The following is a 13199-nucleotide window of genomic DNA, read 5'->3' as shown; positions in this document are numbered from 1 at the left end:
GTCTTAGCCCTCCACCACTTCGAGGCCCATCGCGCGAGCGGAGCCTTCGATGATCTTCGTCGCAGCGTCGATGTCATTCGCGTTCAGGTCGGCCATCTTGGCCTGCGCGATTTCAGCGAGCTGGGCGCGGGTGATCTTGCCAGCGACGACCTTGCCCGGTTCCTTCGAACCCGACTTCAGGTTGACGGCCTTCTTGATCAGGTAGGTGGCGGGCGGCTGCTTCGTCACGAAGCTGAACGAACGGTCTGCATAGACGGTGATGATGGTCGGCAGCGGGGTGCCCTTTTCCATCTTTTCCGTCGAGGCGTTGAACGCCTTGCAGAATTCCATGATGTTCACACCGCGCTGACCCAGCGCCGGACCGATCGGCGGCGAGGGGTTGGCGGCTCCAGCGGGCACCTGGAGCTTGATATAGCCCGTAATCTTCTTGGCCATTTTCACTCACTCTGTTGCTGGCAGATTTGCGAATAAATCCACCGGTTCAAGTTTAGCGGTCAAGCAGCGACCCTAAGGACGCCTCCCGCACTAGCTTCCCCTGTCGTCATGCCAGCGGATGCTGGCATCTCAGGCCGCAAGGGAACGGCCCGAGGCACGAGATCCCAGCGTTGGCTTACGCCGCCCTAACGGGTCGCTGGGATGACGTAATCTCTCTTACTTCGACAGTTCGACCTGCTCGAAGTCCAGTTCGACCGGCGTGGCGCGGCCGAAGATCGACACGGACACCTTGACGCGGTTCTTTTCGAAATCCAGTTCCTCGACGGTGCCGTTGAAGCTGGCGAAGGGGCCGTCCAGCACCTTGACGCTGTCGCCGATTTCGTAATCGACGTTGACCTTGTGCTTGGGCGCGGCCTCCGCTTCCTTGCGGGCGCCGAAATAGCGGGCGGCTTCGCTCTCGCTGATCGCCTGCGGCTTGCCGGACGATCCAAGGAAGCCCGTCACCTTCGGCGTGTTCTTGACGAGGTGATAGATGTCGTCGTTCATCGCCAGCTTGGCGAGGACATAGCCCGGCATGAACTTGCGTTCGACCTGGACCTTCTTGCCGCGCTTCACCTCGGTCACGGTCTCGGTGGGGACTTCCACCTGCTCGACCAGCTGGGAGAGGCCCATGCGCTCGGCTTCGGACAGGATCGATTCCTTGACCTTGTTTTCGAAGCCCGAATAGGCGTGGATGATGTACCAGCGCGCCATGTTACCGTCTCAAACTCCCAATCAGGCCTGACCAGCGGCGAGCTGCAGCAGCCACTGAACGACCTTGCCGAAAAAGGTGTCGATCCCGAAGAAGAAGAGGCCGAGCAGCGTGGTCATGATACCGACCATCACCGCAGTCATGACCGTTTCGCGGCCTGTCGGCCACACGATCTTAGACGCTTCGGTCTTCACCTGATTGACGAATTCGCCCGGAGAAACCTTCGCCATCACTGCCTCAAAAACTTTCGAACAAACACCAAAGCGCGAAGCAACAGTCCGCCCTCCGGACCCCGCCATGTCGGCGTCCCGGGGTGCGGCCGCTGGCTTCGCGACCCATCTTCGCTCGGGCAGCTAGCCGCGAACCATTGAAAAATCAAGGATCAGCGATCAGTTGCTTGGCAGGAGTGGAGGGACTCGAACCCCCGGCATTCGGTTTTGGAGACCGACGCTCTACCAGCTGAGCTACACTCCTGTGCCGGCGAAGGAGGGCGCTTTAGCGTGGCCTGCCGGGGAGGGCAAGCAGGAAACTTAGAGGAAAACGCCGCCCTTCATGATCCGCCGCGCGCGGCCTTGCACGGGCACGCGATCGAAGGGCGTGTTGCCCGCCTGTGCGGCCATTTTTGCAGAGTCGATGATCCAGGGTGTGTCGGGATCGATGAAGATCAGGTCGGCCGCGCTGCCGGTTGCGAAGCTCCCGGCATTGACGCCCAATATCCGGGCCGGATTGGCGCTGAGCAGCGTCATCAGCCGGGTCATGGAGAGATGGCCTTCGCGCACGAGATTGAGCGAGAGGGCGAGAAGCGTTTCCGCGCCCGCCATGCCCGGCGAGGCATCGGCGAAGGGCAGCCGCTTGTCCTCTGGCCCTCGCGGATCGTGGCTGGACGTGATCACATCGATCGTCCCATCCGCAACCGCTGCGATCGAGGCCCGCCGGTCATCCTCCGACCGCAGCGGCGGCGACAGGCGCGCGAACGTGCGGAAGTCGGTGACAGCATTGTCGGCAAGGTAGAGATAGGCCGGGCTGATGCCGCAGGTGACCTTGAGCCCTTCGGCCTTGGCAGCGCGTACGAGGTCGAAACCTGCCTTTGTGGTCACAAGGCGGAAGTGGATCGCTGCGCCGGTTTCGCGCGCCAGCATGATGTCGCGCGCGATCGCCATCGCTTCGGCGCAGGCGGGCGCATGGGGCAATCCTAGCCGGGTGGCGGTTTCGCCGCTGGTCGCGACTGCCTTGCCCGCGAGCCCATTATCCTCGGCATGGGTGATGACGGTCAACCCGAGACCGGAAGCATAGGCGAGAACGCGCATCATGACGCCGGAGTCCGCGATCCACTGCCGCCCGGTGCCGACCGCTTTTGCGCCGGCCGCCTGCATCATGCCGATTTCGGCCAGTTCGCTTCCCTTCAGGCCGCGCGTGGCTGCTGCGATCGGATGGACCCAGAAATCGGGCTTGCCTGCTCGTGTGGCCTGGCGGATGAGGCCAGCGTCGTCCAGCGGAGAGGATTGATCCGGCATCAGCGCGGCGCGGGTTATGCCGCCGAAGTGGAAGGCTGGCTTGTCGGTGGCGAAGACGCCCAGGTCGATGAGGCCCGGCGCGACGACCAGGCCCGCCGCGTCGACTTGCTCCGCGCCCTGGGGCACGGGAACGTCACCGGCAGCGGTGATCCGGTCTCCTTCGATCAGGATGACGCCGCTGGTGAGTTCGGGTTGGGCGGGATCGGCCAGCTTGCCGTTCACGATAGCGAGCTTGTTCATTGCCAGCCCTTCTTTGTATTTGCCGGGATGTTCAAGCCCATCCCTCCTTGTTGTTGGTCGAGATGTTCAAGACCATCCCTCGACGCCGCGCGCGCTTCGCGTCAGCACATCAAGGCATGCCATGCGGATGGCGACCCCCATCTCCACCTGTTCGGTGATCGCCGAGCGTTCCGGATGATCCGCCACGACGCTGGCGATTTCGACGCCGCGGTTCATGGGGCCCGGGTGCATCACGAGCGCGTCCGGCTTGGCCAGCGCCAGCCGCTCGGGCGTCAGGCCGTAGAGCATATGATATTCGCGCGGCGAGGGGATGAAGGCACCGTCCATGCGCTCATTCTGAAGGCGCAGCATCATGACGACATCGGCGCCGGCCAGCCCTTCGTCCATGCGATGGAAGGGGGTTGCGCCCAGCATTTCCACTTCGGGCGGCATCAGCGTGGGAGGGGCGACCGCGCGCACCTGCGCGCCCAAGGCGGCAAGGCAGAGCATGTTGGAGCGGGCCACGCGGCTGTGCAGCACATCGCCGCAGATGGCGACGATCAGCCCTTCGAAGCCGCCCTTGCGGCGGCGGATGGTGAGGGCGTCGAGCAGGGCTTGGGTCGGATGCTGGTGCCAGCCGTCCCCGGCGTTGAGCACCGGGCAATCGACCTTGTCAGCGATCAGTGCCACTGCGCCCGAACTCGCATGGCGGATGACGATGACGTCGGCGGCCATGGCGTTGAGCGTCATCGCCGTATCGATCAGGGTTTCGCCCTTCTTCACGCTGGACTGGGCGGCGTGCATGTTGACGACGTCCGCGCCCAGCCGCTTGCCCGCAATTTCGAAGGACAGCAGCGTGCGCGTGCTGTTTTCGAAGAAGGCGTTGATCTGCGTCATGCCTTTCAGCCGGTCGTCATGCTTGCGTGCATTGTCGCGATTGGTCTTTGCCCAATGTTCCGCCTCGTCGAGCAGGAAACGGATTTCCCATGGCTTCAGGTCGGCGATGGAGAGCAGATGCCGATGCGGGAACAGCGCCCGGCCAGAAAGGTCAGGCGAGGCGGAGGGAGCAGTGATGTCGGGCATGAAAGGACCCTTTAGGCGAGCCTATGGGAGAGGGCAAGGCGCGAAGCTTGGAAGTGTCGCGCTGCTCCCTATCTCAGCGGCATGCGGATTTACACGATAGGATATGAGGGCGCGACCCAGGCGGAGCTGATCGCGGCGCTGCAGGATGCTGGCGTGATGCTACTGGCGGACATCAGGGCGGTGCCCCTGTCCCGGCGGCCGGGTTTTTCGAAGAACATACTGGCGGCGGGGCTGAAAGAGGCGGGGATCGATTATGTGGGGCTGAAGGCGCTCGGTACGCCGGCCGAGGGTCGGGAGGCGGCACGCAAGGGCAATCATGCGAAGCTGCGCGAGATTTATTCGGCTCAGTTGGATCTTCCCGACGCCATTGTCCAGGCGGAGCAGTTACGCGACATGGCGGGGGAGAGGCCGACCGCGCTGCTCTGTTTCGAGCGGGAAGCGGATGGGTGCCACCGATCCTTGCTGCTCGAATATCTCTTTCCCGATGACGAGCGCGTCGACCTCAAGCCCTGAAGCGGCGCGCCACCGCTCCGGCGGCCCAGCCCATGCCGACGGCTAACAGGATAGCGGTGAGGCCGTAGAAAAATGGCCATTGCTCCGCTGCGACCGCCATGAAGCGTTCGAACCCTGATTTTCGAATGGTGATGTCGCGAACAGCGGCGGCGACCACGCGGCCGTCCTGAACGAGGAATGTTTCGGCCGTATAGTCGCCCACAATCACGCGAGCAGGGAGCGGGATGCGTGCGCGGTACAATACGCCCTGGCTGATTTCCACCGTGCCCTGATGCTCGGCGAAGAGACCGGTCCGTTCGCGCAGGTCGATGAGGCCAGCCTGAAAGCGGTCAAGTTCGGCGCTGTCGTTGAGCGAGGAGGGAGATAGCTGCAGCTTGTTGACGCCCATCTCGTAAATGGCCGCCGTTCGGTCATCAACGACATCGGCGATGGGCCGCGAGGATGCGATCGCATAGAAGCTGGGGGCGGAGCGGAAGCGGACGCTGTCGGCGTTGATCCAAATGCCCGCCACCTTTTGCTTTTCGCGCATCATGATGGATTGGTCGGGGCCTTTCAGCACCACCAATATATCGGCCGGTTTCTTGGGTGGGCGTCCGTCCGGATAGATGATGGCGCCGAACAGCAGGAGATCCGCGCCGGTGAAGCTATATTGGATTTCCACCTCGCGCTGAGAGACGTCGGGGACCAACTTGGGCTCCCCGGCCGCGCTGGTGAGCAGCAGCGCGGGCAGGAGAAGCGCGAGGCGGGCGCGCATGCTCAGCGTACTTCCACCGTGTAGATTTCGTCGGGGCGGAAGCCGAGGCCGAGCGCCATGCGCGCGGCGACCAGCAGGACGATGGCCGAAAGCAGGATGCGTAGATATTCGGGACGGACCGTCATGGAGATGCGGGTGCCGACTTGCGCGCCGGTGACGCTGCCGATGAGCAGAAGTATCGCCAGGACGAGATCGACGGCCTTGGTCGTCATGGCGTGCATCATCGTGGTCGCCATGGTGACGAACAGGATCTGGAAGAGCGAAGTGCCGACCACCGACTGCGTGGTCATGCCCAGCAGGTAGAGCATGGCGGGGACGAGGATGAAGCCGCCGCCGACGCCCAGCAGGGTGGTGAGTATGCCGGTCGCGATGCCCAGCAGCAGCGGCGCGAGCGGCGAGATGTAGAGGCCCGATCGGTAGAAGCGCCAGCGCATCGGCAGCGCTGCTACCAGCGGATGGTGCCGCCGTTTTCGCGCTGGAAGGCGCTTGCCGGTTTTCAAAGTGATGAGCGCCTGAATCGATTCCTTGGCCATCAGGCTGCCGATGCCGCCCAGCATCAGGACGTAGAGGATGCCGATCGCCGTATCGATCTGCCCCACCGATTGCAGGAGGCGAAAGAGCAGGACGCCAATGCCTGCACCGATCACGCCTCCGCCGATGAGTACGCCGCCCATCCGGAAATCGACGGTGCCCCGCGCCATGTGCGTAACTACGCCCGACACGCTCGCGCCGGTCACCTGCGAGGCGGCAGAGGCGGCGGCGACAGTGGGCGGGATGCCGTAGAAGATCAAAAGCGGCGTCGTCAGGAACCCGCCGCCTACACCGAACATGCCCGAAAGCAGGCCGACCACGCCACCCAGGGCGATGATCACCAGCGCGTTCACCGACAGATTGGCGATGGGCAGGTAGAGATCCATGGACTCACAGGGTTAAGCCCATTGCGCGGCGAGATAAAGGCGGGGTGGTGCGCTCCTCTCAAAAATCCGCGCCGAGCGTCACGGCGAGCCCGGAAGGGGGGCTCGCCTGGCCCGCAACCCGCTCCCGCCATTCTATGCTGAGACGGGCGGCCGCCTGAGGAAGTGGGAGGCGCAGTTGGACTTCGGGGCCGATGTCGAGCCGCTCAACCCCAGGCTGTGCGCCGCCCGACAGGCTCGCGCCGAGCCGCAGCGGCGACCGCGAGATCGGAGAGAGAAGCGAGAATTTGCCATCGGTGAACAGCTCGCGGCGATGAAAGCCGACCATGCCAGCCTGGGCATAGGCTTCTGCTTCCACCCCGGGAAGGAGCGGGGTCGGGCCAAAGCCGCCGACTGCCAACAGGGCGTTCGCGTCCCGCGCTCCCTTGCCGAGGGCGATGCGCCGTTCGGCGGCGATGCTGACGGGGATGGCGCGCGACGGTTGCCAAGCGATGCCCAGTGCGCCTTCTGGCGAGGTCGGGCGGTTTAGCGCGGCCGTGACGCGTCCATAGGCAGCGGCTCGTCCGGGCGACCCCGGCGTCAGATCATAGTCCAGACGAAGGCCCGCCTGAGATCCACCGAGCCGGCCTGCGGCGACGATGTTCGCCTGACTGGCGCTGCCGTCGCGCCAGAGCAGCCAGGCTCCGCCCCGCCATCGATCCGATCCGGCTCGGGCCGAGAGGGTGAGTGGCACAGCCGAAGCCGGTGGCGGCTCCCCTTGCTGCCGAACAGGATCAGGGATTGCGGCATTGTCCGATCCGGCAAGCGCCAGCATGGTGGGTGAGGCGTTATGGGCTGACCTCACCGCAGACGCGGCAGGTTTCCGGGGTGATGTCACGGCCTTTGGAGCCAGTATCGGCATCTTCAAACCCGGTATATTGGTCAGCATGAGCGTAGAGGCTGGCGCAACCGTCGTCCGCTCTCCCGTCAAGGAGAGGGGGCGAGGGGCGGGCGTTGTCTGCGTTGCGGGCGAAGCTTGCGGCAGAGATGCGGGCCAGAACATGCTGCCCAGGCGAACGAGGGTCCAGCCGCCCATGAGGACGACGAAGAAACGGACGGGACGTCCGCTGACGGTTCGGCTCATGCGGACCTTCTAAAGCTGGGGAAAGCGATGCTGCGTCTTGTCCCAGACCAGCGGCTTGCCGAACAGGGAATCAAGGTAGAGAAATATGGCGCGGCGCGCGGCCATCATGGCGATCAGGTTGGCGATTATCGATCGGGGGATGGCACCCAGTCCATAGACCCAGCCATAGCTGCGGCCGACGAAGATCGCCCTCATTGCAAGCCGCCAGAGCATGAAAATGAAGTTCAGCCACAATAGCGGTTCAATCAGACTGGAACTCCGGCGGGCAGGCAGAATGCCGAACCAGCCTGCGATCGCCAGCACGCCCCAGAGCAGCAAGGAAAGATAGGCGGCGAACAGCACGATCGCTGCGATCGCGGCGCGGCGGTCGCGGATGCGCATCCACCTTTCCGTCATGCCGCCCTGCCAGCCCATGCGATCCCAGCCGGCGAGGGAAATACCCACCATCCAGCGGGCCTTCTGCTTTACGGCGGCTTCAAGATTGTCGGGGAAATATTCCCGCGTGGCGACCAGTTCACCTGAGCTGTCACGCATGCGTACGAAGACACCGCGGCCGCCCATATTCTTGATCCGAAGCCCTACCTCATAATCTTCCGTCAGCGAGTCAGGATCGAACGGGCCGCCATTTTTCGCATCGATGAGGCTATCCAACGTCGCGCGTTCAAAGGCGCAGGCTACTCCGGCCGAGGGCACTGACGCGCCCATGGCTTCGCGGATGGTCAGATATTTTCCGTGGCTTTCGGCAAACTCGTCGCAATAATGGTTGGCTATGGCGCGGTTCCACCAACTGCCATGGCCGGTCAGCGGAAGAACCGGCAATTGCACCAGTTGAAAGCGATCGATCATGAGGTCGAACAGCCGGATCTCATCGGCGTGCACGACGTCTTCCGCGTCATGCAAAACGACAGCTTTGAAGGGGACGCCGGTTCGCTTTTCCTCCTGCAGCATGGTGCGCCATTGCAGGTTCAGGCAATCCGCCTTGGTGGTGGGGCCAGGGCGATCATTGATGCAGATGATAAGCCGCTCTTCGCCATCCGCGATTGGGATGACGGCGTCGATAGTGGCGCGGTCGTTCGGATAGACGCCAACGAATATGCGATAATCGCCCTGGCGCCATTGGTTTAGCGCGTTGCGGAGCATGGGGCCTATGACTTCCGCTTCACCCCAGGCTGGCACGAATATGGCGATCCGGCCGGGGTTTTCGGATGCAGGCAAGGTGGCTGTCGTCATGCGCGGATGACGCGAATAGATGATGATGTTGCGCCACCATCGGCGGAGCAGAAACAGGATATCCACAAGAAAATCGTCGAGCCCGCCTATCGCGAGCCCTACCACTGCGAAAAGCAGCACCTCATGATAAATGACCGCCAATATCGCGGTCAGCGATTGCGCCATAGTTTAAAAAGCCCCCTGTTGGAGCGCCCATTGGCATCAGATGCTTGCGATTCCAAGGGGTTGCTGAAAATTTAGCACAGAGGCGTGTAGTTGCCTTGCTGTGGGGTCTGCAGCCTGGAGAGTGGCCCGTGCATTTCCGGCAAGCTGCTCCGGCGATGCGTTGGAGTGAATCGCTAATCCAAAAGGGGGATGCTATTGTCCCCTTTGCCGGAACGACGACTCGCAAAGGGTCGCGGCACCCCAACCAGTCTCTTAGAGAGCGATAAGGTAGGAGGGCGTGAATGACCGGGGAGATGGATGTCAATTATCTGCTGCACAGGCAGCAGGTGTCTTTGATCCGAGCTCAGATGAGCCGGACGAAAAGGGCGCGCACCGCCTATGAGGATCTTGCGCGCGGCTATACCGATCAGATTGATGCGTATCGGGAAGAGAATGTGCGGATGGTGAACCTCGCCCATTGATTGCAGACGTCTTTCACCGCCGCTGGATCAATCTGTCGATCGATTGGCGATGGGTTTCGTCGCTGCCGCATTCCCTTTCCAGTACGGCCTTGATGCGCTCCAGGTCGGTTTCGGTCAGATGTTCGATGCCGATGAATTCGTTGCGGGCGTCCGTGACGGCGCGGATCAGTTCGTCCAGCTTCGCCTGGATGGCTGATCCGTCGCGATTCTGGGCGTTCTGGATCAGGAAGACCATCAGAAAGGTCACGATGGTCGTGCCGGTGTTGATGATGAGCTGCCAGGTGTCGGAATAGTGGAAGAGCGGGCCGGTGAGAATCCAGCCGATGATTATGGTCACGGCGAGGATGAAGGCCAGCGGCTGTCCCGACCAACTGGCGACGCGATGTGCGAAGGCTCCGAATATCTTGTCCATTCTCTTCTCCCCGTTGCGACCCATTTACCTTGCGTTCAGGCTCTGATTGCCATGGAGAGGGAATGATCACCATATCCCTTCGCGCCTTTGCGCTCGCCCTGCCTGCCGTCGGGCTGCTGCTGTCTTCCTGCGCCACCGTTTCGCCCGAATCGCGGGTTCGGGCGGGGCTCATCGAGGCTGGACTTTCGCCGCGCATGGCGGGGTGTATGGCGGAGCGGATGGTCGATCGGCTGAGCCTGGTGCAGCTGCGCCGGCTGCAATCGCTGACATCGCTCCGCAATTCGCACATGGCGGGCATGACGGTCGACCGGTTCCTCTACAAGGTGCGGGCGCTGGAGGATCCGGAGATATTCATGGTGACCAGCAAGGCGGCGATCGTCTGCGCGATTGAATGAATGAAGTCGCGAATTGAACGCGAATCCGGCGGTGGAGTTTGCAATTTTGCAAAGTGGTTTTGCGAAATGATGCTGGCTTAGCCGTCCGGCCTGTGCTTTAGCCCCGTCATCAGCTTTTCGAGCGAAAGGACGGGCCGGGCCCATGAACATTCACGAATATCAGGCCAAGGAAGTGCTGGCGAAATATGGCGCGCCGATCGCGCAGGGTTACGCCGCTTTTTCCGTGGATGAAGCCGTTGAGGCCGCCAAGAAGCTGCCCGGGCCGCTCTATGTCGTAAAGTCGCAGATCCATGCTGGCGGCCGCGGCAAGGGTAAGTTCAAGGAACTGGCTCCCGAAGCGAAGGGCGGCGTCCGTCTGGCCTTCAACCTGGACGAGGTTAAGGCCCACGCCACCGACATGCTCGGCAACACGCTGGTCACCATTCAGACCGGCGAAGCGGGCAAGCAGGTCAACCGCCTCTACATCACCGACGGCGCTGACATTGCGAAGGAATTCTACCTCGCCCTGCTGGTCGACCGCGCCAGCAGCCGCATCGCTTTCGTCGTATCGACCGAAGGCGGCATGGACATTGAAGAAGTCGCCCACTCGACCCCCGAAAAGATCCACACCTTCACCGTCGACCCCGCAACCGGTTTCCAGCCGCACCACGGCCGTTCGGTCGCGGCCGCTCTGGGCCTGACCGGCGATCAGGCGAAGCAGGCCGCGAAGGTCGCTTCCTCGCTCTACGCCGCGTTCCTGGATACCGATGCCGAGCAGATCGAAGTCAATCCGCTGGCGCTGACCGAGCAGGGCAACCTGCTGGTGCTGGACGCCAAGGTCGGCTTCGACGGCAACGCCATGTTCCGTCACAAGGACATCGCCGAACTGCGCGACCTGACCGAGGAAGATCCGGCGGAAGTCGAAGCTTCGGAATATGACCTCGCCTACATCAAGCTCGACGGCAACATCGGCTGCATGGTGAACGGCGCGGGCCTGGCCATGGCGACCATGGACATCATCAAGCTGAATGGCGAATTCCCCGCCAACTTCCTGGACGTCGGTGGCGGCGCTTCCAAGGAGAAGGTGACCGCAGCCTTCAAGATCATCCTGAAGGACCCCGCGGTGAAGGGTATTCTCGTCAACATCTTCGGCGGCATCATGAAGTGCGACATCATTGCCGAGGGCATTGTCGCCGCCGCCAAGGAAGTTGACCTGTCGGTTCCGCTGGTCGTGCGCCTCGAAGGCACCAACGTCCAGCAGGGCAAGGACATTCTGGCCTCGTCAGGCCTGGCCATCGTCCCCGCGGACGACCTGGGCGACGCAGCCAAGAAGATCGTGGCGGAAGTGAGGAAGGCAGCCTGAGGCACTTTCCAGCCATTTGAACAGACACCATGGGGCGCAGGCGGTCTTTTAGGGGCCGCCTGCGTCCTTGTCCGCATATGCGGGCGATGGCGTGAAACCGAAAGGATGTTGCGATGAAGATCCTTGTGCCCGTGAAGCGGGTCATTGACTATAATGTGAAGCCGCGGGTGAAGGCCGACGGCACGGGCGTCGATCTGGCGAACGTCAAGATGAGCATGAACCCGTTCGACGAGATCGCGGTCGAGGAAGCCATCCGCCTGAAGGAAAAGGGCGTGGCGACCGAGGTCGTCGCGGTGTCGATCGGCGTTGCCAAGGCGCAGGAAACGCTGCGCACCGCGCTCGCCATGGGTGCAGACCGCGCGATCCTGATCCAGACCGACGATGAAGTCGAGCCGCTGGGCGTCGCAAAGCTGCTCGCCAAGGTGCAGGAAGAGGAAGGCGCTGGCCTGATCATCCTGGGCAAGCAGGCGATCGATGATGACAGCAATCAGACTGGTCAGATGCTGGCGGCGCTGCTGAACCTGCCGCAGGGCACTTTCGCGTCGAAGGTCGAAGTCGAAGGCGACAAGGTCAGCGTGACCCGCGAAGTCGATGGCGGCCTGGAGACGGTGAAGCTGAACATCCCGGCGATCGTCACCACCGACCTGCGCCTCAATGAGCCGCGCTATGCTTCGCTGCCCAACATCATGAAGGCGAAGAGCAAGCCGCTCGCAACCAAGGCGCCTGCTGATTACGGCGTCGATATCGCGCCGCGCCTGGAGACGCTGAAGGTCACCGAGCCTGCCAAGCGTTCGGCTGGCGTCAAGGTCGCTGATGTCGATGAACTGGTCGCGAAGTTGAAAGCTTTGGGCGTCGCTGCCTGACCATCATTCCAAGCCCGTTTGGGCTGAGCCGGTCGAAGCCCTTCGACAAGCTCAGGGCGAATGGGGATAGAGGATCGAGAATATGAAGACTCTAGTCTGGGTTGAACATGAGGGCGGCGCCGTGAAGGACGCGACCCTTTCCGCCGTCACTGCCGCTGCGAAGCTGGGTGAAGTGCATCTGTTGGTCGCTGGCGCTGGCGTCGGCGGCGTGGGTGAGGCTGCTGCTAAGATCGCGGGCGTGGGCAAGGTCCATGTCGCCGATGACGCGGCGTTCGGTCATGCGCTCGCCGAGAATGTCGCGCCGCTGATCGTCGAACTGATGGGCAGCCATGACGCGTTCGTTGCGCCTGCCACCAGCAACGGCAAGAATATCGCGCCCCGCGTCGCGGCTCTGCTGGACGTCATGCAGATCAGCGACATTCTGTCGGTTGAGAGCGAAGACACCTTCACCCGTCCGATCTATGCGGGCAACGCGATCGCGACGGTCAAGTCGAAGGATGCGAAGAAGGTCATCACCGTGCGCGGCACCGCTTTTGAAAAGGCGGCGCGTGAGGGCGGTTCGGGCGCGGTGGAAGCTGTGTCCTCGACCGGGGACAAGGGGCTGTCGAGCTTCGTCGGCGCGGAGATCGCCAAGCAGGAGCGTCCCGAACTGACCTCTGCCAAGGTGATCGTGTCGGGCGGCCGTGCGCTGAAGGACGGCGAGACGTTCGAGCAGGTGATCTTCCCGCTGGCGGACAAGCTGGGCGCGGCGGTCGGCGCGTCGCGCGCTGCCGTTGACGCGGGCTATGTGCCCAACGACTATCAGGTCGGCCAGACAGGCAAGATCGTTGCGCCCGAAGTCTACATCGCGGTCGGCATTTCCGGCGCGATCCAGCATCTGGCGGGCATGAAGGACAGCAAGACCATCATCGCCATCAACAAGGACGAGGATGCGCCGATCTTCCAGGTGGCGGACATCGGCCTGGTCGGCGACCTGTTCAAGGTTGTGCCGGAGCTGACCGAGAAACTCTAACGGACTTTGCCTT

Annotated in this window: 16 protein-coding genes and 1 tRNA gene; 6 read left to right on the top strand and 11 right to left on the bottom strand. The window is 62.8% G+C overall.

What is annotated here, in order from left to right:
* Window positions 1-3: 3 nt before the first annotated feature.
* The 6 genes from rplK to ACZ5Y5_RS07960 all read right to left on the bottom strand — a co-directional run bounded on the left by rplK (window position 4) and on the right by ACZ5Y5_RS07960 (window position 4002).
* On the bottom strand, window positions 4-435 hold the full coding sequence (gene rplK / locus ACZ5Y5_RS07985; RefSeq protein WP_150294672.1) for a 50S ribosomal protein L11: 432 nt from the start codon (window positions 433-435) through the stop codon (window positions 4-6).
* Window positions 436-651: 216 nt separating this feature from the next.
* Window positions 652-1188, bottom strand: a complete 537-nt coding sequence (gene nusG, locus ACZ5Y5_RS07980; RefSeq protein WP_021238462.1) for a transcription termination/antitermination protein NusG — start codon at window positions 1186-1188, stop codon at window positions 652-654.
* 21 nt (window positions 1189-1209) lie between these two features.
* Window positions 1210-1416, bottom strand: coding sequence for a preprotein translocase subunit SecE (gene secE / locus ACZ5Y5_RS07975; protein ID WP_464808119.1), 207 nt, complete (start codon window positions 1414-1416; stop codon window positions 1210-1212).
* A 168-nt stretch (window positions 1417-1584) separates the two neighbouring features.
* Window positions 1585-1660: transfer RNA gene (locus tag ACZ5Y5_RS07970), tRNA-Trp, on the bottom strand.
* A gap of 56 nt (window positions 1661-1716) precedes the next feature.
* Window positions 1717-2940, bottom strand: a complete 1224-nt coding sequence (locus ACZ5Y5_RS07965; RefSeq protein ID WP_464808118.1) for a dihydroorotase — start codon at window positions 2938-2940, stop codon at window positions 1717-1719.
* A 66-nt stretch (window positions 2941-3006) separates the two neighbouring features.
* The gene (locus ACZ5Y5_RS07960; protein ID WP_464808117.1) at window positions 3007-4002 is read right to left on the bottom strand and encodes an aspartate carbamoyltransferase catalytic subunit; all 996 of its coding nucleotides are present in this window, start codon (window positions 4000-4002) and stop codon (window positions 3007-3009) included.
* A gap of 81 nt (window positions 4003-4083) precedes the next feature.
* Between ACZ5Y5_RS07960 and ACZ5Y5_RS07955 the strand changes: the two genes are divergently transcribed.
* Window positions 4084-4515 carry a DUF488 domain-containing protein gene (locus tag ACZ5Y5_RS07955; protein ID WP_464808116.1) on the top strand — a complete coding sequence of 144 codons (432 nt, stop codon included), beginning with the start codon at window positions 4084-4086 and terminating at the stop codon, window positions 4513-4515.
* Here ACZ5Y5_RS07955 and ACZ5Y5_RS07950 read toward each other — a convergent pair.
* The 4 genes from ACZ5Y5_RS07950 to ACZ5Y5_RS07935 are packed head-to-tail and all read right to left on the bottom strand — an operon-like array spanning window position 4505 to window position 8701.
* Window positions 4505-5269: a TIGR02186 family protein gene (locus tag ACZ5Y5_RS07950; protein ID WP_464808115.1), complete on the bottom strand. Its 765-nt coding sequence runs from the start codon at window positions 5267-5269 to the stop codon at window positions 4505-4507. The two genes, ACZ5Y5_RS07955 and ACZ5Y5_RS07950, sit on opposite strands and share 11 nt — an antisense overlap.
* Before the next feature lie 2 nt (window positions 5270-5271).
* Entirely contained in the window at window positions 5272-6186 is a 915-nt protein-coding gene (locus ACZ5Y5_RS07945) for a sulfite exporter TauE/SafE family protein (RefSeq protein WP_464808114.1), read from the bottom strand.
* A gap of 58 nt (window positions 6187-6244) precedes the next feature.
* Window positions 6245-7306: a hypothetical protein gene (locus tag ACZ5Y5_RS07940; protein ID WP_464808113.1), complete on the bottom strand. Its 1062-nt coding sequence runs from the start codon at window positions 7304-7306 to the stop codon at window positions 6245-6247.
* A gap of 9 nt (window positions 7307-7315) precedes the next feature.
* Window positions 7316-8701, bottom strand: a complete 1386-nt coding sequence (locus ACZ5Y5_RS07935; RefSeq protein WP_464808112.1) for a glycosyl transferase family protein — start codon at window positions 8699-8701, stop codon at window positions 7316-7318.
* Window positions 8702-8982: 281 nt separating this feature from the next.
* Between ACZ5Y5_RS07935 and ACZ5Y5_RS07930 the strand changes: the two genes are divergently transcribed.
* Window positions 8983-9162: a hypothetical protein gene (locus tag ACZ5Y5_RS07930; protein WP_464808111.1), complete on the top strand. Its 180-nt coding sequence runs from the start codon at window positions 8983-8985 to the stop codon at window positions 9160-9162.
* Window positions 9163-9175: 13 nt separating this feature from the next.
* Here the strand turns inward: ACZ5Y5_RS07930 and ACZ5Y5_RS07925 are convergent, their stop codons facing one another.
* Window positions 9176-9574: a low affinity iron permease family protein gene (locus ACZ5Y5_RS07925; RefSeq protein WP_464808110.1), complete on the bottom strand. Its 399-nt coding sequence runs from the start codon at window positions 9572-9574 to the stop codon at window positions 9176-9178.
* A 62-nt stretch (window positions 9575-9636) separates the two neighbouring features.
* Between ACZ5Y5_RS07925 and ACZ5Y5_RS07920 the strand changes: the two genes are divergently transcribed.
* From ACZ5Y5_RS07920 to ACZ5Y5_RS07905, 4 genes are all read left to right on the top strand, one after another.
* Window positions 9637-9969 (top strand): hypothetical protein, encoded by a 333-nt coding sequence (locus ACZ5Y5_RS07920; protein ID WP_464808109.1) that lies wholly within the window; start codon window positions 9637-9639, stop codon window positions 9967-9969.
* Window positions 9970-10111: 142 nt separating this feature from the next.
* The gene (gene sucC, locus ACZ5Y5_RS07915; RefSeq protein WP_464808108.1) at window positions 10112-11311 is read left to right on the top strand and encodes an ADP-forming succinate--CoA ligase subunit beta; all 1200 of its coding nucleotides are present in this window, start codon (window positions 10112-10114) and stop codon (window positions 11309-11311) included.
* Window positions 11312-11424: 113 nt separating this feature from the next.
* On the top strand, window positions 11425-12174 hold the full coding sequence (locus tag ACZ5Y5_RS07910) for an electron transfer flavoprotein subunit beta/FixA family protein (RefSeq protein ID WP_464808107.1): 750 nt from the start codon (window positions 11425-11427) through the stop codon (window positions 12172-12174).
* 82 nt (window positions 12175-12256) lie between these two features.
* A complete protein-coding gene (locus tag ACZ5Y5_RS07905; RefSeq protein WP_464808106.1) occupies window positions 12257-13186 on the top strand; it encodes an electron transfer flavoprotein subunit alpha/FixB family protein in 930 nt (309 codons plus the stop codon).
* Window positions 13187-13199: the final 13 nt, after the last annotated feature.

Source organism: Sphingobium sp. TomTYG65 (assembly GCF_055395525.1).
This window is presented reverse-complemented; position numbering and strand designations above follow the sequence as displayed.